Raw genomic sequence first — 22,539 nt, forward strand, 5'->3', positions numbered from 1 at the left:
TTCAGGTGGCTTTGACGACGATCGCCGTAATGTTGTCGGGGGCACCCCGGGTCAGGCCCAGGTGGACCAGGCTGCGCACCACGGCATAGGGTTCCGGATGAGCGAGCACGTCGCGGATCTCCGCGTCCTCGGCGGTCTTGTTCAGGCCGTCGCTGCACAGCAGAAAGCTGTCGCCGGGGAGCACCTGGAAGTTGCTCGTCGACAGTTCCAGTTGCGCCTCGACGCCAATCGCCCGGGTGACGATATTGGCCCGCGGGTGCACCCGTGCCTCGGCTTCACTGAGCAGGCCGCTGTCCTGCAGGTCCTGGACGTAGCTGTGATCGCGGGAAATGCTCTCCAGCTGGCCATCGCGCAGGCGATACAGGCGGCTGTCACCGGCCCACAGGCAGATCGCGGCGTCACCGCGCACCGCCAGCAGCACCACGGTGCTGCCCATCATCGACACCCCGCGGTTGCCGGCCTCTTCGCGAACCGCCGCGTTGACCTCGGCCAGGCGCGTGCGCAGGGCATTGCTGTAGATCGCCAGCGAGTCCGACGGCGGAATACGCCGCAGGGTGTCGACGATCAGGCTGGCGACATAGTCGCCCGCCGCATGCCCGCCCATGCCGTCGGCCACGGCCCACAGGCCGGCATCGGGCAGGTCGAGGCAGGCGTCCTCGTTGATCTGGCGCACCATGCCGACATGGCTGTAGCTGGCCGACTTGTAGGTGATTTCAGGGGTATTGGCCATTTAGCTCGCCACTCCCTTGCCCAGCAGGAAACTGCCGAAATCGGCGGTGGCCGGCAGCCCCTGGCAACGCATCAGGCCCGCGTCGATCCGCTGCGACCCCCGCCCCCACCACAGGCTCGAACCGACACAGGCCTGTTCGGCCAGGGCCTGGGCGCGGCTCTGGGCATCGAGCGCGGCAAAGCGCTGCAGACCGGCGAACTCGCTGCCCGGCGTCTTGTTGGCGTACACCAGCCGGCCGAGGTTCTGCACACCGTGTTCGAACGCCTCGAAACTGGCGCCCTCCTCCAGGGTCGCCAGCAACAGCGCTTCGGCCCGCTCGAACCAGTCATCGGCACCGCCGACCACCGTCGCCAGGGCATGCCCATCATCCAGCGGCTGGGCGATGGTCAACGGAAAGTAGCGTCCGACCCGATCGATGCTCGGCATCAGCACACCGGCCACCGCCTCCGGGCCGCAGACCCCCGCTGCCAGCACGAAGCGCCAGAGCGGGCTGACCAGGTACACGTTCAACCATTCGCTGCCCAACTGCTGCTGGCTGGCATGCAGCCCGGACGCCAGCCAGGCGTCCCACGGCTGCACGAAATCCTGAGGCAGTCCACGGCTGACGAAATCGCCGCGGCTGGCCAGCTTGCCGTAGTAACCGACTGTCGTCATAGGCGCTCCGGCAGGCTGAAGCCGCTGAGCACGCGGCTCTTGAACGGGTTGAAGGCACTGTTGGCGCGCAGTTCGTAGGAGATGCTCGCACCATCGACCCGCAGGCGCAGGTTGAAGCGGTCCGGCGAGTTGCCGGCCACCAGGTCCGACTGCTCCAGCAGGCGGAACCAGGCCCACGGACCGTCCAGGGTCACGCCGGAACGGCCGGTGGCCGAAGGAGGCGAGATCGACAGGCGCACCACGCCGATGCTGCCCGGATTCGGCCACTGCATCGCCACCGGGCGGCTCGGGCCGTGGTCGTAGCTGATCTGCTGGCCGTCGAGGTCGAGCAGGAACTGGGTGATCGAAGCATCCATCGCCACCGGCTTGAGCTCGAAGCGTACGATCGGCTGGGTGCCACCGGAGCGGAAGAACGCATCGCGAATCGCCGCGGCGCGCTGGAAGGTCTGCAGCACGCCCGGAGAAATCCCCAGCTTCTGCGCCGCCCCCGGCTGCCAGCGCCAGGTCGCCGTCGAGGTGTCGACATAGGGTTGCAGGTACTTGCGGAAGTAGTTGTCCATCACCCCGCCGACGCCGAAGAACTGGCCGAAGTCGTCGAGGGTCGCATCCCGGGAACTGCCGGGGGACAACGGATAACGCCCGCTGAGGGACTGCCGGTAGACGTTCACCACCTCGCTGACCCAGGCCGCGTTCAATTGGTTGCGCACCCCGCCCATCATGCTGTTGGTGGTCGAGCTGACCACCGACTTGACCAGGCCCTGCACCAGCGGTGGCTGCCGCTCGGCATTCAGGCTGACCCGGGCGGCGGCACCCGCGGCCTGGTTCTTGGCCTCACCGAGCAGGGCATCGCCACTGGCCCCGACCATGGCGCTGACCTGCACATACAGCGCGTTCATGTCCGCCAGCAGGCCATCGATGGCTGCCGGCTCGCCCTCGCCCTTGCTGACCAGCGCATTGAGTTCGGCGAAATGCGCGCTGACCGGGTCTTCGGCCGGTGCCGCCGGCGCGTCGCTGGCCGGTTGTTCCTGGCCGAGCATCGAGCCCAGGCGCTGCTTGATCTGGTCGACGCCGCTGTCGACCTTCTTGCCCTGGGCCGCCAGCAGGCGCTCTTCCTGCTGCAAGTCGGTTTCCTTGGCCACCGCCACCAGCAGCTTCTTCAATGGCGAGGTCGGCCCGGAAATCACCCGCAGCACGTCGGCCGCCTGGGCCACGCTGGTGATCGGCACGAAGTCGATATCGGCCAGCAGCGCATCCCACTGGCGCAGGTAATCCTGGAAGTACAGCCGGCGCACATCCGCCGCCAGGCTGGCGACGTTCTGCTGCTCCCCCTGATCGCGGCCCAGCACCCACTGCTCTTCCGCCAGGGTCCCGGCCTGGTTCAGGCTGGCCAGCAGAAACGCCTCGCGGTAGCCCTTGGCGGTGAAGAACCCGCTGAGGGGTTCGCTCAGCGGCTTGCCGCTCTTGCGGCTGAACACCAGCGCGGCATCGCGGCCGGCGGCGTCGCTGATGCGGAAGTCACTGACTCCGGCCGGCAGCTTCTGGCGCTTGACCCGGTCATAGACCCGTTGCGCCACCGGCAGTTGTTGCAACTGCCGCCGCAGGTCATCGATCAGCCGCTCGTCCAGTCGCGCATTCGGCGGATGCCGGTCGAACAGCGCCTTGAGGTGCTCGCCCAGGGCCAGACGCTGATCCGGCGGCAGGTCGCGCGGCAGATTGCGGTCCCAGTCGAGGGCGATCCAGGCCTTGATGAACTCCGGGTCGTAGTGCTCGTTATCGGCCAGCATCAGATAGGCCTTCAGGCCCTCGTAGAGGAAGTCCGAGCTGCCCCCACTGCGCAACTGTTCCTCGACACGGGTTACCAGACGTGGCGCGAACACCGCGATCAGCAGCTTGCGATAGACGCTGGCGGACTCGGCCTCGAGCATGTCGCCCTGGTACAGCCCCAGCCCCTCGGACCAGCCCGGCGCATCGCCGGCCAGGTGCCGGACCGCATTGAGCAGCGGCAGCACCGCCAGCACGTCGCGTTGCGCCGGGCTGAGGTTCTGCACGCTCTGGCCCAGCGGTGCGACCTTCTGGTCGACCTGGGCGATATAGGCCTGGTTGGCCTTGTAGCTGATCAGCCACAGGGTGCTGACCAGCAGCACCACCGCCACCGTCGCCGCCAGTACGCCACGGGCCAGCCACTTGCGCCGCCGCTCGACCTTGGGGTTGACCCCGACCAGGCCGCGCTCGGCGAAGGCCACCGCGGTGAACAGCTTCTCGATGAAGTAACTGCGCCCGGTGCCGCTCTGGCGGGCCAGGTGCTGGCGGTCCAGGCTCATGCTCTGGGCCATGGCACCGATCAGACGGTCGATCGGGCTGCCTTCCTGGGTGCCGCTGGTAAAGTACACCCCGCGCAGCAGCGCGCGGTCTTCATAGGCGTTGGGCTTGAACACACCGTCGAGGAAGCTCTGCAGGCACTCGCGCAGCGCGCCGAACTGTTGCGGGAAACCATAGATCAGGTCACGCCGGGCCGGGTCGCGCTCCTGCTGCAGACGCTCCACCAGGCGCTCGTTGAGCCGCTGCTCCAGAGCCGCGAATTCGCCCTTGAAGTGCACCAGCGGGCTTTCGGCGTTCTTGCCGTCGTCCAGGGTGAAGGTCGTGCCCCACACCTGTGCCCGCTCTTCCTTGCTCAGGGAGTCGAAGAACTCCATGAAACCCGGCACCAGGTCGAGCTTGGTCAGCATCAGGTAGATCGGGAAGCGCACGCCGAGCTGGGTGTACAACTCCTGGATCCGGGCGCGGATCGCCGCGGCATGGGCCGCCCGTTCGGCGTCGGTGCCGAGCAGCAGGTCGGACAGGCTGATGGCGATGAACGCACCATCGATCGGCCGGCGCGAACGCTGGGTCTTGAGCAGGTCGAGGAAACCCAGCCAGGCCGCCTTGTCCACCTGGGCATGGCTGTCCTGGGTGGTGTAGCGGCCGGCGGTATCGAGCAGCACGGCCTCGTCGGTGAACCACCAGTCGCAGTTGCGGGTACCGCCGACACCGCGGATCGCCCCGGCGCCCAGTTGCGCGGCCAGGGGGAAATGCAGGCCGGAGTTGACCAGCGCGGTGGTCTTGCCCGAACCGGGCGGGCCGATGATCACGTACCACGGCAGCTCGTACAGGTTACGGCGCTCGTCGCCACCGAGCCGGGCCTTTTTCAGCAGGGCCAGGGCCTCGTCCATGCGTTGGCGCAGGGTCGCCAGCTCTTCGGCGGTGGCGACGCTGGCCGCATCCGGCGGCGTATCCGCGGCCAGGCTCTGCATGACCTTCGCCGCCTGGCGGCGGGCCTGGATCAGGCGGAACACGCGATAAGCGATCCAGATCGCGAAGATCAGGATGATCAGCGCCCAGCGCCGCCCTTCCGGCACCAGCACTTCCAGCAACGGGCCGACGAACCAGATGATCAGGCTCAGGGCGATCAGCCCCAGCACCGGGATCACCCAGCGAATGACAAAACCGAAAAAAGCCTTCACTCGACTCCCTCCGCAAAGACTGTGATTTCCACCCGGCGATTCTTCGCCCGGCCTTCGGCCGTGGCGTTCGACGCCAGCGGCTCGGTGTCGCTGCGCCCTTCGGCACTGAAGCGCTCGGGCTGGCCGGTCTTCGCCGCGAGGATCTGCAGCACCTGCTCGGCCCGCGCCTGGGACAACGCCCAGTTCGACGGGAAGCGCAGGGTGGCGATCGGACGGTTGTCGCTGTGGCCGGTGACCCGCACCTGGCCCTTGACCTTGCGGATCGCATCGGCGATGCGCAGCATCAGCGGCTGGAAGTCATCGACGATGCTGGCGCTGCCCGAGGCGAACAGTTCGTCGCCGCGGATGGTCACCACCGAACGGTCGACCTTGTCCTCCACCGCGACCTTGCCAGCCCTGATTTCCTCGGCGAGGAAACCGGCCAGGCGCGGCCGCTCGACCACCTTGGGCTGTACCACCGGCCGGTCGATGGTCTGCACCGGGATCTCGCCCAGGGCATGGATGTTCTTGAACACCGGCTCGGCGTCGGCGGCCAGCTTCATGCGCAGGCCGAACAGCAGGGCCAGCAGCAGCGCCAGGCCGATCGCCACGCCGACCCAGGGCGGCATGAACTGGCTGAGGCGGTCGCGGGCCACGGTCAGGCCGCGCCAGCGCGGCGACAGTTCACGCTCGTATTCGCCACGGGCACTGCGGATGGTCGCGGCGGTGCGCTCACGCAACGCCTCCAGCTGGCTGCGGCCGTCGTTCATGACCCGGTAGCGGCCTTCGAAGCCCAGGCACATGCACAGGTACAAGAGCTCCAGCAGGTACAGGCGCTCGCGCGGGCTCTGCAGGCAGTGTTCGAGCAGCTGGAACACCTTCTCGCCGCCCCAGGCCTCGTTGTGCACGGTGATCAGCAGACTCTGCTTGCCCCACTCGCTGGTACTGCCCCATGGGGTACTGAGCACCGCTTCGTCGAGGGCGGTGCACAGCGCATAACGCGCCAGCAGCACCTCGTTGCGCGCCACGCCGGCGGCCTCGGCACGCTCCTCGAACTGCCGCAGGTAACCCAGCAACTGCGCCCGCAGGCTGGCCGGGGCCGGATGGGCGATGGTGTTGCGCAGCCGGGTGAGCAGCGCCAGCAACGGGCCGGCGGCGCTTTCCAGCGGGTTCAGGCCCTGGGACTGGCCAATCGGCAGCGGCGCGGCCGGCATCGACAGCGGGGCGCTCGGCGCGGCCTGGGGCTCGCGGCCACCGGGCCGCGGCATGAACTGGGTACGGTCGTTGGGTACCGGGGCTGGCTGGCCCAGCGGATCTTCATTGGAGTGCATCGCCGCTTATCCTCGGATGGCCCAGAAAGCCAGGTTCAACCCCGGGAACTCCCCGGCGACATGGAACGCGAAGCCGCCGGAGTGCATCAGTTGCTTCCAGTGCTCGCTGCCACGATCGAGCTCGTAGTAGGTGGAGCCGGCGTGGAACGGGATCTGCCGCGGCGCCACCGGCAACGGCAGCAGGCCGATGCCCGGCAGTTGCAGGTTCACCAGGTCGCGGATGTGCTCCACCGAACCGATCTTGCTCTGCTGGACGAAACGCCCGCGCAGGGTTTCGCTGGGGATGTCGGCACGTACGACCAGGATGAAGCTTGCGTTGTCGATCAGCGTCCTGTCGGCCAGCATCGCCACATGGATGCCGTAGGCCTTTTCCACGATCGGGATCGGCGTCGCCTTACTGTCGATCAGCATCGACAGCGCCTCGCGCAGCGCCTGCATGACCGGGGCGAAGCTCAGCGCCAGGGCGTCGTGCTGGTACTGCGGATACTCGGCCGGGCGCCGGCCGGTCTGGGAAAAGGTGGAGAACTCGCCGGCCAGGCTCACCAGTTCGCTGTAGAAGCGTTCCGGGTGCAGCGGGCTCAACTGGCTCAGGTGGCTGATCAGCGGCTCGGCGCGGTTGACCAGTTGCAGCAGCATGAAATCGGCGATCTCCGAGGCGCCGCCGGCGCCCGAGGCGACCACGCGCCCGGCCAGCGCTTCACCACGCTGGTGCAGCAGGCCCAGCAGCTCGCTGCGAAACGCCGCCAGCGGCTTGCTCGCGGCCACGTCGAGCACCGGCGGGATATAGCTTTCGTCCAGCACCAGGGCGCGGTCGGCGCGTTTTTCCTTGATCCGTACCAGGCCGATGGCGGCGTAGTCGCTCAGGCCATCGCCCCCGGTCAGCAGGCGCAGGGCCCGGGAACCGACGGCCACCGGCGCCCGGTTCTCGAACGGCGCGTTGTCGTCACGCACCTCGCGCACCTGGCTCAGGTAACGCGCCCCGCCCAGCTCCTCGCCCTCGTCCACGGTATCGCGGGCACCGGCGCGCTTGAGCGGCAGCGCCAGGTAGATCACCCCGTCACGCAGGCTGTCCTCGATGCTCAGCGGGCTCGGCGCCAGGTCATCGTGGGGAATGTTGAACGGCGTGCCGTCCGGCAGCAGGCCCTTGGCGGAAACGATGGCCAGCTTGCCCTGGGCCAGCAGGCCCTGGTCGATCAACAGTTCGGAGAACCCCCAGGCACCGGCGGACAGCGGACGGCTGCGGGCGTCGATCAGGTTTTCCAGGTAACGGTCATGCTGCTGGAAGTGCTGCGTTCCGATGAACATGCCTTCCGACCAGACCACTCGATTGTTCCAGGACATGGCTTCTCCGTTTGCCTAAGGGGCGGAGCCTTCGACGGCGCTGCGCACGGCACGCACATCGAGGCTGATCTGATAGTCGGTGACCTGCCGGGGCTGGACGCTGAGTACGCTGCGCCACAACGCCTGGTCGATCTCGCGATAACCCACCACCAGCCCGACATGGCGGGTCGCGGGTTGAGCGGCCGCTCGACGCTCAACTGTTCGCCGGGCTGCACCAGCACTTCGTCCTGGTCGATCAGGTCGGCGCCGAGGGTCGCCTGGGCCCGTTCGGCCAGGGCGAAATAGTCGGCTCGATTGAAGTTGGCGGTGTTCTTCAGCTCGAAAATGCGCACCCGCACCGGAGCCGGGGCCCCGTTGGCGCCGGGGTTGAGACCGCTGATGGCATGAAAGTTCAGGACAGCGGTGGCGCTGTCGGCCGCCGGCTCATCGGCAGGCGCTGGTGCGGCCGCGTCCTTGCTGCACGCATTGAGCAGCAGCGTCATGGCCGCTGCCAGTAAAACTCGGTGAATCATCCTGCGTCCTCAGTGACGGTCTGGCTTTCCGTTGAATCCGTTTGTTGCCTTCAGCCTGCAGAACCTGCCGGGGACTGGCCCTTGTGGGAGCGGGCTTGCCCGCGAAAGCGCCCTCAAGGCCGTCACCCGCCTCAACCTATCCCCTGCCCAGCCGCGCGCTGTGTTCCTCGTACGCCCGACTGAACTCGCGTCCGAACAGGTCCTGGAAGTCGTCCTCGGCCTCGCGGGAAATCCGCGAATACAGCTCGGTGAACTGCTGCCAGTACTGCGCCTGGCGCGAACCGCCGAACAGGTTCGACAGGCCGCCCGGGCGGCTCATGCGCGCCTCCAGTTCGGCCGGCTCGAAACGCTTGAGCAAATGCTTGATCGCCGCTTCCACCCCGGCCATGACCGCCAGCTGGTGCGCCCGCAGGTCGTCGAAGCTGTCGCGGACCGCCTGGTCCGGCGCCATGAATGCCTGATTGCCGTGGCGCAGCAGAAGCAGCAGCGCCTCATCGGCATTCGGCGCGAACTTCAGCGGGTTGTTCTCCACCGGCCGGATCATCGTCTGCTGCATGCGGAACTCGCCCTTGAGGCTGCTGCGGGCACGCAGGACGTCGATCAGGCCCTCGACCATCAGCCGGTAGCTGCGGCCGACCGCCTCCATCTGCGCTTCCACCTGGGCACCGTCGATGCGTAGCTGGTCGAGCCCGGCGCCCCGCAGGAAGGCCTGCAGCAGGTCGGCCTGCGGGCTTCCCGGTGGCACCGGGGCGGCCACCGGAGCAGGCTGCGATACGGGCTGCGGTGCGGGGATGGGCGCAGGCTCGGGTGCGGCGACTGGAGCCGGAGCCGGAGCCGGGACAGGCTCCACCGCCAGGGGTGCCGGAGCAACGACATCGGGCATCACCACCGGGATCGGCGCCGGTTGGCCGACCGGGGCCTTGGGTGTATCGCCGAACAGGTCCCAGTCTTCCGGAATCATGTTCATACCGGGGCTGGCGACCGGGGCCGAGGGAATCGGCGGGGTCGGCGCAATCACCGGAGCAGGCGGAGCCACTGGCGTCGGCGGGCGAAAATCATGCTGTTGCGCCGGCACATGATCCGGCACGGTCGCCGGCGGCACGCTCGCGGGCGTCAGGAAGTCGAACAGATCGGGGAAGGTGTCCATCGCCGAGCCGCCCTGGAAATGCGCCGGGATGCTCGCCGGCTGTGGCGTCGGCGTGGGAGCGGCCGCGGCACGCCCCATCAGGGCCTCGAAACTGTTGGAGGTGTCCACCCCGGACAGGGGCGAATCGGCCAGTTGCAGGTTGAAGTCGATCCGTACACGGATTTCATACTCGCCGATCCGGATGATTTCGCCATCCTGCAACAGCTCGCTGTTGCCCCGGCGCAGGCGGATACCGGAATTGACCAGTTCCACGCCATTGGTACTGTTATCCGTCAGATAGTAACGACCCTCCCTGTATTGGATAACACAATGTCGTGAAGAAACCAGCCGCTCCGGATCGGGCAGCACCCAGTCATTCTCAGGACTGCGGCCAATTGCCATCACGCCCTTGTCCATGGTCTTTTCGGGACATTGGCCAGGGGTGATCTTGTGATAACTAGTAATAGTCAAGCACAGCGACATTGCGCCTCCTTGCAGTACTTCCACGCACAGCCGGCCCGCTGCGGTGTTCCTGCAGCAAGCGCGGTCCGGGCCTTCCGGCCCCGGGGTAAAACCCCATTGTTTTCAGCCATTTCGGCGAAACTGGAAGATTCTACCCACAATTTTTCTACAATCGTACAGGCCCTGACCCGGTAGTCGACGGCCTTGCCGAGCCCGTCACAACTGTAACAAAGGGTGAGTAGCTTACCTTGACAAGCCCCAAGTACTACACCAAAAATGCACAACTTCCTGTTTATACATGATGGCCGTGTGATATCAAAGTCCCTATATCCACGAGAATTATGAGAATTTCCCCGAGGGAACTTTCTCGGGAAATAGCTGGCACTTTGCCAGGCGATAAGGAGATCGAACTTGCTGGACCTGCCGTTGTTGCTTGCTGCTGTTTCCGCGAACTCGCCCTGCGGCGAGGACCTGGAATATGACGCGCAATTCCTGCAATTGGAACGTGATGCCCAGGGTAAACCCGAGCGCATCATGGGCGACTCCGTGCAACCGGCAGAACCGCCCGCCTGGCGTGTCATCGAGCAATCGAGCACGGCCCTGCTGCAACGCAGCAAAGACCTGCGCATCACCCATTTCCTGGCGCAAAGCAGCCTGGCCCTCGAAGGCTTCGCCGGCCTGCGCGACGCCCTCGAACTGATTCACCAGTTGCTCCAGCAATACTGGGGCGAACTCTATCCCTTGCTCGACGCCGACGACGACAATGACCCCACGGTGCGGGTCAACGCCTTGTCCGGCCTGGCCTGCGACACCAACGTGCGGTTGTTGCGCGAAAGCGTGCTGACCCGCTCGCGGGCCTTCGGCACCGTAACCCTGCGCGCCGCACTGAACGCCAGCGGCCTGTTGAGCTTCGCCGACGAGAGCCTGAGCCCCGACGAACTGAGCGGCGCCCTGCGCGATACCGACCCGGATGAACTGGAGGCCGTGCGCAACGCCATCACCGAGGCCCGCAGCACGCTGGAAGCCATCGAGCGCTTCGTTTCCGAACAGGTCGGCTCGGCCCAGGGGGTCGACCTCAGCGCCCTGCGCCAACCGCTCAAGCTGGCGTTGCAGGTGCTCGCCGAATACGCCCCGGGCGGTGCCGCCCCGGCCCCGGAGGCTACCGACAGCACCGGCGACAGCAGCGAATACCCGTCGGCGGACGCTCCCGCGGTCGCGGCGCCACGTGCCACCGGCGAGATCGGCAACCGCGACGACGTGTTGCGCAGCCTCGACCGGATCCTCGCCTACTACACCCGCCACGAGCCTTCGAGCCCGCTGCCGGTGCTGTTGAACCGGGCGAAGCATCTGGTCCACGCCGACTTCGAGGCGATCGTGCGCAACCTGATCCCCGACGGCATGTCCCAGTTTGAAAACCTGCGTGGTCCGGAAGGCGAATAAGCCTGAACCCTCCGCGCAGTTACGTTAACGGCCTATACCGATGACGCCTACACCGTCGCAACAGCGACCAGGAGCAGCAACGTGGCGAAGCAAAGTTCTCAGAAATTCATCGCGCGCAATCGCGCGCCACGGGTCCAGATCGAGTACGACGTGGAACTCTACGGCGCCGAGAAAAAGGTCCAGTTGCCTTTCGTGATGGGCGTGCTGGCCGACCTGGCCGGCAAACCCGCCGAGCCGCTGGCCGCCGTCGCCGACCGCAAATTCCTGGAGATCGACGTCGACAACTTCGACTCGCGTCTCAAGGCCATGAAACCGCGGGTCGCGTTCAACGTGCCGAACGAGCTGACCGGTGAAGGCAACCTGAGCCTGGACATCACCTTCGAAAGCATGGACGACTTCAGCCCCGCCGCCGTGGCGCGCAAGGTCGACTCGCTGAACAAGCTGCTCGAGGCGCGCACCCAGCTGGCCAACCTGCTGACCTACATGGACGGCAAGACCGGTGCCGAGGAAATCATCATGAAGGCCATCAAGGATCCGGCGCTGCTCCAGGCCCTGGCCAGTGCGCCAAAGCCCCAGGACTCCGAGCCCAGCGCTTAATCAGGACGAACGATCATGACCCAGTTGCAGCAAGACAATCAGCCTCTGCAAAGCGGCACCACCGAACCCAGCGAATTCGCCAGCCTGCTGATGCAGGAGTTCAAACCCAAGACCGAGCGTGCCCGCGAGGCCGTCGAGGGCGCCGTGCGCACCCTGGCCGAGCAGGCCCTGGCGCAGACCGACCTGGTGTCCAACGACGCCATCAAGTCGATCGAGTCGATCATCGCCGCCATCGACGCCAAGCTCACCGCCCAGGTCAACCAGGTGATCCACCACCCCGAGTTCCAGCAGCTGGAAAGCGCCTGGCGTGGCCTGCACTACCTGGTCAACAACACCGAAAGCGATGAACAGCTGAAGATTCGCGTGCTGAACATCTCCAAGCCGGAGCTGCACAAGACCCTGAAGAAATTCAAGGGCACGGCCTGGGACCAGAGCCCGATCTTCAAGAAGATGTACGAAGAGGAATACGGCCAGTTCGGCGGCGAGCCCTACGGCTGCCTGGTCGGCGACTACTACTTCGACCAGTCGCCACCGGATGTCGAGCTGCTGGGCGAGCTGTCCAAGGTCTGCGCGGCGATGCACGCGCCGTTCATTTCCGCCGCCTCGCCGACCGTGATGGGCATGGGCTCGTGGCAGGAACTGTCGAACCCGCGCGACCTGACCAAGATCTTCACCACGCCGGAATACGCCGGCTGGCGCTCCCTGCGTGAATCGGAAGACTCGCGCTACATCGGCCTGACCATGCCGCGGTTCCTGGCCCGCCTGCCCTATGGCGCCAAGACCGACCCGGTGGAGGCCTTCGCCTTCGAGGAAGACACCGACGGCGCCGACAGCAACAAGTACACCTGGGCCAACGCGGCCTACGCCATGGCGGTGAACATCAACCGCTCGTTCAAGCACTACGGCTGGTGCTCGCGGATTCGCGGCGTCGAGTCCGGCGGCGAGGTCGAAGGCCTGCCGGCGCACACCTTCCCGACCGACGATGGCGGCGTGGACATGAAGTGCCCGACCGAGATCGCCATCTCCGACCGTCGTGAAGCGGAACTGGCGAAGAACGGTTTCATGCCGCTGCTGCACAAGAAGAACACCGATTTCGCCGCGTTCATCGGCGCCCAGTCGCTGCAGAAACCGGCCGAGTACGACGATCCGGACGCCACCGCCAACGCCAACCTGGCCGCGCGCCTGCCGTACCTGTTCGCCACCTGCCGCTTCGCCCATTACCTGAAGTGCATCGTTCGCGACAAGATCGGTTCGTTCAAGGAAAAGGACGAAATGCAGCGCTGGTTGCAGGACTGGATCCTCAACTACGTCGACGGCGACCCGGCCCACTCCACCGAAACCACCAAGGCCCAGCATCCGCTGGCGGCGGCGGAAGTGGTGGTCGAGGACGTCGAAGGCAACCCGGGCTACTACACCTCCAAGTTCTTCCTGCGTCCGCATTACCAGCTCGAAGGCCTGACCGTGTCGCTGCGCCTGGTGTCGAAGCTGCCATCGGCGAAGGGGGCGTAACCCCACAGGCGCTGTTTTCCCCGATGGGAGCAGGCTCCCATACGGGGAAGGCGTCACCCGTAATAACGGCGACCTCGCCATCGACGGCAGGTCCTGGCTAACAACCTCGTGGTGCAGACCACACTGGAGAAAACATGGCTGTTGATATCTTCATCAAGATCGGTGACATCAAGGGCGAGTCCATGGACAAGGCCCACAAGGACGAAATCGACGTCCTGAACTGGAGCTGGGGCATGTCCCAGTCCGGCAACATGCACATGGGCGGTGGCGGTGGCGCCGGCAAGGTCAACATCCAGGACCTGTCGCTGACCAAGTACGTCGACAAGTCCTCGCCCAACCTGATGATGCACTGCGCCAGCGGCAAGCACGTCGACAAGGTCACCCTGGTGGTGCGCAAGGCCGGCGGCGAAAGCCAGGTCGAGTACATGAAGATCGACCTGAGCGAAGTGCTGATCACCTCGCTGAGCACCGGCGGCTCGGGCAGCGATGATCGCCTGACCGAAAACGTCACCCTGAACTTCGCCCAGGTCCAGGTCGAGTACCAGGAGCAGAAGGCCGACGGTTCCAAGCAGGGCGGCCCGGTCAAGTTCGGCTGGAACATCCGCTCGAACACCAAGATGTGATCCTCGTGCCCCCGACGCCCGGCGTCGGGGCACCTGGCGCAACACCCCCGAATTCGATTCATTGCCGGTGTCCAAGCATGGCCAAGCCTGCGCTTCCCGATCCGTGGAGCTGCCGCCCCGCAGCGTCCAGTTCCTGTGACGTCGCACGATGAGCAGCGTGCCCAGCGACTTCGCCCTGCGCGAACGCCTGCAACCGTCGCTGCTCGACCGGTTGACCGACGACGACCCCGGCCACCCGCAGGAAGGCACGGACAAGCGCGTGCTGTCCCTGAGCCAACTCAAGGCCTCGGTGCTGCGTGACCTGACCTGGCTGCTCAATACCACCTCGCTGCTCGACGCCGACGCCACCCTGCATACCCCGGCCGGCACCTCGGTGGTCAACTACGGCCTGCCGGCACTGGCCGGCTACAGTGCCTCGAGCATCGATATCCCGGCGCTGGAAAGCCTGATCCACAAGGCCATCGCCACGTTCGAGCCACGCATCCTGGCCAGCACCCTGCGGGTCCGCGCCCAGGTTGCCTACGGCGAGATGAACCACAACGCCCTGAGCTTCGAGATCGAGGGCGACCTGTGGGCCCTGCCGGCGCCCCTGCCGCTGCTGCTGCGCACCGACCTCGACCTGGAGTCCGGCCATGTCCGCGTGGTCCCGGCCGAGCAACGGAGACGTTCATGAACCCGCGCCTGCTCGACCTCTACAACCAGGAGCTGCAGCACGTCCGCGAAAGTGCCGCCGAGTTCGCCAAGGAATACCCGAAGATCGCCGGGCGCCTGACGCTGTCCGGGATCGACTGCGCCGACCCCTATGTCGAGCGCCTGCTGGAAGGTTTCGCCTACCTCACCGCGCGTGTGCAGCTCAAGCTCGACGCCGAGTACCCGACCTTCACCCACAACCTGCTGGAAATCGCCTACCCGCACTACCTGGCACCGACGCCGTCGATGACCGTGGTGCAGTTGCAGACCGATCCCGACGAGGGTTCGCTGGCCAGCGGTTTCACCCTGCCACGGGACAGCGTGCTGCGCGCGACCCTCGGCAAGGACACCCAGACCTCCTGCGAGTACCGCACCGCCCATGCGGTGACGCTGTGGCCGCTGCAGGTCAGCCAGGCCGAGTACTTCGGCAACCCGGCAACCGTGCTCGGCCGCCTGGCCGCCAGCGAGCCCAAGGCCAAGGCCGGCCTGCGCCTGACCCTGCGCACCGGCGCCGAGCTGCCCTTCAACCAGCTCGACCTGGACAACCTGCCGCTGTACCTCAATGGTGCCGACGAGCAACCGTTCCGCCTCTACGAACAACTGCTGGGCAATGCCTGCGCGGTCTTCGCCCGGGCTCCGGGCGGCGACTGGGTCGAGCGCCTGCCCCAGGACGCCCTGCGCTCCTGCGGCTTCGACGACCGCGAAGCGGCAATGCCGGTGGTGGCCCAGGCCTTCCAGGGCTATCGCCTGCTGCAGGAATACTTCGCCCTGCCCCAGCGCTACCTGTTCGTCGACTTCAGCGGGCTGGGCCGGGCGGTCAAGCGCTGCAGCGGCCAGGAGCTGGAACTGATCGTGCTGTTCGAGCGCTTCGACCCGAGCCTGGAAAGCAGTGTCGACACCGCCCAGTTCGTGCCTTTCTGCACCCCGGCGATCAACCTGTTCCCGCGCCGCCTGGACCGCATCCACCTGTCCGAACGGGTCAACGAACACCATGTGATCGCCGACCGCACCCGGCCGATGGATTTCGAGATCCACTCGCTGACCGGCGTCACCGGCCACGGCACCGGGCCCGACCAGCCATTCCTGCCCTTCTACGCCGTGCGCGATCCGTCGCGCTACGGCCGCGACCAGGCCTACTACATCCTGCGCCGCGAGCCGCGGGTGCTGTCCAGCGAGCAGCGGCGCAAGGGTACCCGCTCGACCTACATCGGCAGCGAAACCTTCGTCAGCCTGGTCGACAGTCAGCAGGCACCCTACCGCCACGACCTGCGCCAGCTCGGCGTCAGCGCGCTGTGCACCAACCGCGACCTGCCGCTGTTCATGAGCGTGGGCAGCGGCAAGAGCGACTTCACCCTGGCCGACAGCGCCCCGGTATCGGCGGTGCGCTGCCTGGCCGGGCCGAGCCGGCCACGGGCCAGCCATGCCCACGACAACAAGGCCTGGCGCCTGATCAGCCAGCTCTCGCTGAACTACCTGTCGCTGAGCGAACAGGGCCAGGGCGCCGCGGCCCTGCGCGAGCTGCTGCGGCTGTACGGCGAGAGCAACGATGCCGCCCTGCAACTGCAGATCGAGGGCCTGCGCGAAGTCAGCAGCAAGGCCTGTACCCGGCGGCTGCCGATGCCCGGGCCGATCGTCTTCGGGCGCGGCCTGGAGATCACCCTGGAATTCGACGAGAACGCGTTCCGCGGCACCGGGGTGTTCCTCCTCGGCGCAGTGTTCGAACGCTTCCTGGCACGCTACGTGTCGATCAACAGTTTTACCGAGACGGTGATTCGAACCACCGAACGCGGCGAGATCATGCGATGGAAAGCCAAGCCCGGACGCCGTCCGACCCTGTGAGCACGCTCACGGCGATGCAAGCCGAGCCCTGGGAATACGACTTCTTCCAGGCGCTGCGGCGTATCGAGTGCGAATCGCCGCACCTGCCGCGCTTCGGCCATTCGCTGCGCCTGGCGGATGATCCGTTGCGCCTGGGTCAACAGCTGGACTGCGCCTTCGCCCCGGCGACCCTGGCCTCGATGACGCCCGCCAGCGACAACGCGCCGGCCCGTCTGGAGCAGTTCTTCTTCGGCCTCGGCGGCCCCAACGGCCCGTTGCCGCTGCACCTCACCGAATACGTGCGCGAGCGCCAGCGCAACAACGCCGACAGCACCAGCAAGCGTTTCCTCGACGTGTTCCACCACCGCCTGCTGAGCCTGTTCTATCGGGCCTGGGCCGAAGCGCGGCCGACCGTCAGCCATGACCGCCCGGACGACGACTACTGGTCCGGGCGCCTGGCCGCCCTCAGCGGCCGGGGCATGCCCGGCCTGCTCGACCAGGGCCTGGTTCCACCGACCGCCAAGCTGCACTTCAGCGGCCACCTCGCCGCCCAGACCCGCTACCCGGACGGCCTGAAAGCCATTCTCGGCGAGTACTTCGGCCTGCCGGTGGAGATCGAGGAATACGTCGGCCAGTGGCTGGAGTTGCCGGAACGCAGCCGTCTCGGCGTCACCGCCAACCAGCTCGGCGTGGACTTCTGCCTCGGCCGCCACGTGTGGGACCGCCAGCACAAGTTCCGCATCCGCTTCGGCCCGCTGAAGCTCGACGAATACATGAGCCTGCTGCCCGATGGCGAATCCTTCCACCACCTGGTGGCGTGGGTCGCCGAATACCTGGGACACGAGCTGGACTGGGACCTCAACCTGGTCCTGGAACAGCCCGAAGTCCCCCGGCTGCAACTCAACGGCCAATTCCGCCTGGGTTTCAACACCTGGGTCGGCCAACCCGAAGAGGACGCCAGGGACCTGATCCTGGCCCGGCATTACGCCGAACACGCCACACCAGCCCACCACTCAAGGAGCACAGAGCATGGGTGAAATCAGTCGCGCCGCGCTGTTCGGCAAACTCAACAGCGTCGCCTACAAGGCCATCGAAGCCGCCACGGTGTTCTGCAAGCTGCGGGGCAACCCCTATGTGGAACTCGCCCACTGGTTCCACCAGTTGCTGCAGTTGCAGGACTCGGACCTGCACCGCCTGGTGCGCCAGTTCAACATCGAGCCGGCGCGCCTGGCCCGTGACCTGACCGAGGCGCTGGACCGCCTGCCGCGCGGCTCGACCTCGATCACCGACCTGTCCTCCCACGTCGAGGAAGCGGTGGAACGCGGCTGGGTCTACGGCAGCCTGATGTTCGGCGAAAGCCAGGTGCGCACCGGCTACCTGGTGCTCGGCATCCTCAAGACCCCGAGCCTGCGCCATGCGCTGCTGGGGCTGTCGTCGGAGTTCGACAAGATCAAGGCCGAGGCCCTGAGCGAGCGTTTCGACGAGTACGTCGGTGATTCGCCGGAGAACAACCTGGGCGCCAGCGACGGCTTCAATGCCGGCGCCACGCCGGGCGAAGCCAGCGGTGCCATCGCGCCGAGCGCCATGGGCAAGCAGGAGGCGCTCAAGCGCTTCACCGTCGACCTGACCGAACAGGCCCGCAGCGGCAAGCTCGACCCGATCGTCGGCCGTGACGAGGAGATCCGCCAGTTGGTGGACATCCTCATGCGCCGCCGCCAGAACAACCCGATCCTCACCGGCGAAGCCGGGGTCGGCAAGACCGCGGTGGTCGAGGGTTTCGCCCTGCGTATCGTCGCCGGCGACGTACCGCCGTCGCTCAAGGACGTCGAACTGCGCAGCCTCGACGTCGGCCTGCTGCAGGCCGGCGCGAGCATGAAGGGCGAGTTCGAACAGCGCCTGCGCCAGGTCATCGAGGACGTCCAGGCCTCGCCCAAGCCGATCATCCTGTTCATCGACGAAGCCCACACCCTGGTCGGTGCCGGTGGCGCCGCCGGTACCGGTGACGCGGCCAACCTGCTCAAGCCGGCGCTGGCCCGCGGCAGCCTGCGCACCGTGGCCGCGACCACCTGGGCCGAGTACAAGAAGCACATCGAGAAAGACCCGGCCCTGACCCGCCGCTTCCAGGTGGTGCAGGTACCGGAACCGTCGGAAGACAAGGCGCTGCTGATGATGCGCGGCGTCGCCTCGACCATGGAAAAACATCACCAGGTGCAGATCCTCGACGAAGCCCTGGAGGCCTCGGTCAAGCTGTCCCATCGCTACATCCCGGCGCGGCAACTGCCGGACAAGTCCGTCAGCCTGCTCGACACGGCCTGCGCGCGGGTCGCCATCAGCCTGCACGCGGTACCGGCCGAGGTCGACGACAGCCGGCGGCGTATCGAGGCGCTGGAGACCGAGCTGCAGATCATCGCCCGCGAACATGCCATCGGCATCGACACCGCCAGCCGCCGGAACGCCAGCGAAGAACGGCTCGCCAGCGAGCGCGAGCGCCTGGCCGAACTGGAAAGCCGCTGGACCGAGGAGAAGAGCCTGGTCGACGAACTGCTCGCCACCCGGGCCGAGCTGCGTGAAAGCACCGGCGTGGTGGACAGCGATGTCGGCGGCGAACAGGGCCATGCCCTGCGCGAGAAACTGATCGACCTGCAACGGCGCCTCAGCGACCTGCAGGGCGAGAGCCCGCTGATCCTGCCGACCGTGGACTACCAGGCGGTGGCCTCGGTGGTCGCCGACTGGACCGGTATCCCGGTGGGCCGCATGGCCCGCAACGAGCTGGAAACCGTGCTCAACCTCGACCAGCACCTGAGCAAGCGCATCATCGGCCAGGATCATGCCCTGAGCATGATCGCCAAGCGCATCCAGACCTCCCGCGCCGGCCTCGACAACCCGAGCAAGCCGATCGGCGTGTTCATGCTCGCCGGCACCTCCGGCGTGGGCAAGACCGAAACCGCCCTGGCCCTGGCCGAGGCCATGTACGGTGGCGAGCAGAATGTCATCACCATCAACATGAGCGAGTTCCAGGAAGCCCACACCGTCTCCACCCTCAAGGGTGCCCCGCCCGGCTACGTCGGCTACGGCGAAGGCGGCGTGCTGACCGAAGCGGTTCGGCGCAAGCCCTACAGCGTGGTGCTGCTGGACGAGGTGGAGAAGGCCCACCCGGACGTGCACGAGATCTTCTTCCAGGTGTTCGACAAGGGCGTGATGGAAGACGGCGAAGGCCGGCTGATCGACTTCAAGAACACCCTGATCCTGCTCACCACCAACGCCGGTACCGAGCTGATCGCGCACCTGTGCAAGGACGCCGGCAACGTCCCCGACCCCGAGGACATCGCCAAGGCCCTGCGCCAGCCGCTGCTGGAGATTTTCCCGCCGGCGCTGCTCGGCCGCCTGGTGACCATTCCGTACTACCCGCTCAGCGACATCATGCTCAAGGCGATCACCCGCCTGCAGCTGGGGCGCATCAAGAAGCGCGTGGAAAGCACCCACAAGGTCGCCTTCGACTTCGACGACGAGGTGGTCGACCTGATCGTCTCGCGCTGCACCGAGACCGAGAGCGGCGGACGGATGATCGATGCGATCCTGACCAACAGCCTGCTGCCGGACATGAGCCGCGAGTTCCTCACGCGCATGCTCGAAGGCAAGCCGCTGGCGGGTGTGAGGATCAGCGTGCGGGATAACGAATTGCACTACCAGTTCAGCGACGTGGAAGCCTGAGAAGGCCTCTTCGCGGGCAAGCCCGGCTCCTACAGGTCAGCGTCGCACACAGAGCACGTGTACGACGCAACACGTGTAGGAGCGTGGCTTGCCCGCGAAAGCGCCCGCCCAGACGCCACAACACCCAGAGATAACCGATGCTATTCACACAAGCCACCCGCCTGGCCCAGGTCCACAGCCCCCTCGGGCCGGATGTGCTGCTGCTCAAGGACATGGGCGGCGGCGAGGAGTTGGGGCGGCCGTTCGAATACGAATTGCACCTGACCTCCAACGACGGCGCCATCGACCTGAACCAGCTGCTGGGCAAACCCATGAGCCTCTCCCTGCAATTGCAGGGCGGGGCCAGCCGCTACTTCCACGGCATCGTCGCGCGCTGCAGCCAGAACGTCGACAGCGGCCAGTTCGCCAGCTACCAGGTGACCCTGCGACCCTGGCTCTGGCTGCTGACCCGCACCTCCGACTGCCGCATCTTCCAGCACATGACCATCCCGCAGATCATCAAGCAGGTGTTCCGCGACCTCGGTTTCTCCGACTTCGAAGACGTGCTCAGCCAGCCCTACCGCGAGTGGGAATACTGCGTGCAGTACCGCGAGAGCAGCTTCGACTTCGTCAGCCGGCTGATGGAGCAGGAAGGCATCTATTACTACTTCCGCCATGAGAAGGACCGCCACGTACTGGTGCTGGCCGACGCCTACGGTGCCCACCACCCGGCTCCCGGCTACGAGTCGATCCCCTACTACCCGCCGGATGGCCAGCACCGCGAGCGCGACCACCTCAACGGCTGGCAGTTGGCCCAGGAAGTCCAGCCCGGCTCCCTGGAACTCAACGACTACGATTTCCAGCGCCCCAGCGCGCGGATCGACGTGCGCTCGACCATGCCGCGCCCGCACACCGCCGGTGACTATCCGCTGTACGACTACCCCGGCAGCTACGTGCAGAGCCAGGACGGCGAGCACTACGCGCGCACCCGCATCGAAGCGATCCAGAGCCTGCACGAGCGCGTGCAGCTCAACGGCAATGCCCGCGGCATCGGTGCCGGCAACCTGTTCAGCCTGACCGGTTTCGGCCGCCAGGACCAGAACCGCGAATACCTGATCGTCGCCGCGCGCTACTACCTCGCCCAGGAGAGCCTGGAGTCGGGTACCGGTACGGCGGGCTCGCAGTTCGAAAGCAGCCTGACCTGCATCGATGCCCAGCAGAGCTTCCGCCCATTGCCCAACACCACCCGGCCCATCGTCCGCGGCCCGCAGACCGCCGTGGTGGTCGGCCCGGCCGGCGAAGAGATCTGGACCGACCAGTTCGGCCGGGTCAAGGTGCACTTCCACTGGGACCGCCACGACCAGTCCAACGAAAACAGCTCCTGCTGGATTCGCGTGTCGCAGGCCTGGGCCGGCAAGAACTGGGGCTCGATGCAGATCCCGCGGATCGGCCAGGAAGTCATCGTCAGTTTCCTCGAAGGCGACCCCGACCGGCCGATCATCACAGGCCGGGTCTACAACGCCGAACAGACAGTGCCCTACGACCTGCCCGCCAACGCCACCCAGAGCGGCATGAAGAGCCGTTCGAGCAAGGGCGGCAGCCCGGCCAACTTCAACGAAATCCGCATGGAGGACAAGAAGGGGGCCGAGCAGTTGTACATCCATGCCGAGCGCAACCAGGACATCGTGGTCGAGGTCAATGAAAGCCACTCGGTGGGCAATGACCGCAACAAGAGCATCGGCCACGACGAGACCGTGCTGATCGGCAACAACCGGGTGCGCATCGTCAAGCAGCAGGACGTGCTCACCGTCGGCCAGAGCAAGACCGACAGCGTCAGCCAGAGCTACCTGATCGAGGTCGGCGAGAACCTGCGGCTGGTCTGCGGCGCCAGCGTGCTGGAGCTCAACGCCAGCGGCCAGATCAACCTGTGCGGCGTGCAGATCAGCTTCCACGCCAGCGGTGACGCGCAGTTCAACACCGGCGGCGTCCTGCACCTCAACAACGGCAAGGGCCCCGACGCCGCCCCGGAAGGCGACGGCGTGAAAGGCACGATCGACGCCAAGGTGGCATCGGCCTTTCCCAAGGCCAAGTAAAAAGGACTTCACGCCATGACCTATCGCCTCAACGAATTCCAGTTCCAGCTACCCGACAGCGAGTTGCTCGATGCCTCGATCAACATCCTCAAGTTTCCGGAACTGGGCACGTCGCTGATCGTCAGCCGCAGCCTGCTGGCCGACGGCGAGGACCTGCGCAGCAACTTCGACAGCCAGCTCAAGCGCCTCGAACAACAGGTCCAGGCACTGCGCTACCAGCCGCGCCAGGACGTGCGACTGGGTGCGGACCAATCCCTCGATGCCATCGAATCGCGCAGCCAGTACAGCAAGGGCGCGGACAACGTCTACCAGTTCCAGCTGGCCTTCGTCCTGCCCGGCACGCGCAAGATGACTGCGCTCAGCTACGTCAAGGCACAGCCGCTGGGCGATGCCGAAGCCGCCCACTGGGCCACGATCAAGCACAGCCTGGCACTGGCCTGAGCC

General features: G+C 66.4%; 16 protein-coding genes and 1 pseudogene. 10 read left to right on the top strand and 7 right to left on the bottom strand.

Translation table 11 applies throughout. The features are described 5' to 3' along the window. Position 1 precedes the first annotated feature (1 nt). The 7 genes and pseudogenes from ACZ5KU_RS30840 to tagH all read right to left on the bottom strand — a co-directional run bounded on the left by ACZ5KU_RS30840 (position 2) and on the right by tagH (position 9,656). Positions 2-730: a PP2C family protein-serine/threonine phosphatase gene (locus ACZ5KU_RS30840; RefSeq protein WP_054063484.1), complete on the bottom strand. Its 729-nt coding sequence runs from the start codon at positions 728-730 to the stop codon at positions 2-4. Next, positions 731-1,384 (bottom strand): type VI secretion system-associated protein TagF, encoded by a 654-nt coding sequence (tagF, locus tag ACZ5KU_RS30845; RefSeq protein WP_054063483.1) that lies wholly within the window; start codon positions 1,382-1,384, stop codon positions 731-733. After that, positions 1,381-4,884 (bottom strand): type VI secretion system membrane subunit TssM, encoded by a 3,504-nt coding sequence (gene tssM, locus ACZ5KU_RS30850; RefSeq protein ID WP_273819926.1) that lies wholly within the window; start codon positions 4,882-4,884, stop codon positions 1,381-1,383. Before tssM ends, tagF begins: the two co-directional genes overlap by 4 nt. After that, complete coding sequence (locus ACZ5KU_RS30855) at positions 4,881-6,194, bottom strand: DotU family type VI secretion system protein (RefSeq protein WP_464736663.1); 1,314 nt, start codon at positions 6,192-6,194, stop codon at positions 4,881-4,883. Before ACZ5KU_RS30855 ends, tssM begins: the two co-directional genes overlap by 4 nt. A gap of 6 nt (positions 6,195-6,200) precedes the next feature. Continuing rightward, positions 6,201-7,535, bottom strand: coding sequence for a type VI secretion system baseplate subunit TssK (gene tssK / locus ACZ5KU_RS30860; RefSeq protein ID WP_054063480.1), 1,335 nt, complete (start codon positions 7,533-7,535; stop codon positions 6,201-6,203). 15 nt (positions 7,536-7,550) lie between these two features. After that, positions 7,551-8,047 (bottom strand): annotated as a pseudogene (gene tssJ / locus ACZ5KU_RS30865) (type VI secretion system lipoprotein TssJ). Positions 8,048-8,183: 136 nt separating this feature from the next. After that, a complete protein-coding gene (tagH, locus tag ACZ5KU_RS30870; RefSeq protein WP_416771034.1) occupies positions 8,184-9,656 on the bottom strand; it encodes a type VI secretion system-associated FHA domain protein TagH in 1,473 nt (490 codons plus the stop codon). Between the two features lie 393 nt (positions 9,657-10,049). Between tagH and tssA the strand changes: the two genes are divergently transcribed. The 10 genes from tssA to ACZ5KU_RS30920 all read left to right on the top strand — a co-directional run bounded on the left by tssA (position 10,050) and on the right by ACZ5KU_RS30920 (position 22,536). Further along, the gene (gene tssA, locus ACZ5KU_RS30875) at positions 10,050-11,075 is read left to right on the top strand and encodes a type VI secretion system protein TssA (protein ID WP_464737446.1); all 1,026 of its coding nucleotides are present in this window, start codon (positions 10,050-10,052) and stop codon (positions 11,073-11,075) included. 81 nt (positions 11,076-11,156) lie between these two features. Next, positions 11,157-11,672 (top strand): type VI secretion system contractile sheath small subunit, encoded by a 516-nt coding sequence (gene tssB / locus ACZ5KU_RS30880; protein ID WP_054058364.1) that lies wholly within the window; start codon positions 11,157-11,159, stop codon positions 11,670-11,672. A gap of 15 nt (positions 11,673-11,687) precedes the next feature. Then, entirely contained in the window at positions 11,688-13,181 is a 1,494-nt protein-coding gene (tssC, locus tag ACZ5KU_RS30885; RefSeq protein WP_054058363.1) for a type VI secretion system contractile sheath large subunit, read from the top strand. A 134-nt stretch (positions 13,182-13,315) separates the two neighbouring features. Continuing rightward, positions 13,316-13,804: an Hcp family type VI secretion system effector gene (locus ACZ5KU_RS30890; RefSeq protein ID WP_054058362.1), complete on the top strand. Its 489-nt coding sequence runs from the start codon at positions 13,316-13,318 to the stop codon at positions 13,802-13,804. Between the two features lie 148 nt (positions 13,805-13,952). Further along, a complete protein-coding gene (tssE, locus tag ACZ5KU_RS30895) occupies positions 13,953-14,477 on the top strand; it encodes a type VI secretion system baseplate subunit TssE (RefSeq protein WP_301600297.1) in 525 nt (174 codons plus the stop codon). Then, positions 14,474-16,333: a type VI secretion system baseplate subunit TssF gene (gene tssF / locus ACZ5KU_RS30900; RefSeq protein WP_054063478.1), complete on the top strand. Its 1,860-nt coding sequence runs from the start codon at positions 14,474-14,476 to the stop codon at positions 16,331-16,333. Before tssE ends, tssF begins: the two co-directional genes overlap by 4 nt. Continuing rightward, positions 16,297-17,349: a type VI secretion system baseplate subunit TssG gene (gene tssG / locus ACZ5KU_RS30905; RefSeq protein ID WP_273819921.1), complete on the top strand. Its 1,053-nt coding sequence runs from the start codon at positions 16,297-16,299 to the stop codon at positions 17,347-17,349. Before tssF ends, tssG begins: the two co-directional genes overlap by 37 nt. Continuing rightward, on the top strand, positions 17,342-20,023 hold the full coding sequence (tssH, locus tag ACZ5KU_RS30910; protein WP_464736664.1) for a type VI secretion system ATPase TssH: 2,682 nt from the start codon (positions 17,342-17,344) through the stop codon (positions 20,021-20,023). The genes tssG and tssH overlap by 8 nt, the downstream gene beginning before the upstream one ends. 137 nt (positions 20,024-20,160) lie before the next feature. Next, entirely contained in the window at positions 20,161-22,095 is a 1,935-nt protein-coding gene (locus ACZ5KU_RS30915) for a type VI secretion system Vgr family protein (RefSeq protein WP_054059471.1), read from the top strand. A gap of 15 nt (positions 22,096-22,110) precedes the next feature. Then, positions 22,111-22,536 (top strand): DcrB-related protein, encoded by a 426-nt coding sequence (locus tag ACZ5KU_RS30920; protein ID WP_054059470.1) that lies wholly within the window; start codon positions 22,111-22,113, stop codon positions 22,534-22,536. Positions 22,537-22,539 lie beyond the last annotated feature (3 nt).

The sequence above is a fragment of the Pseudomonas sp. Tof1 genome, assembly GCF_055390395.1.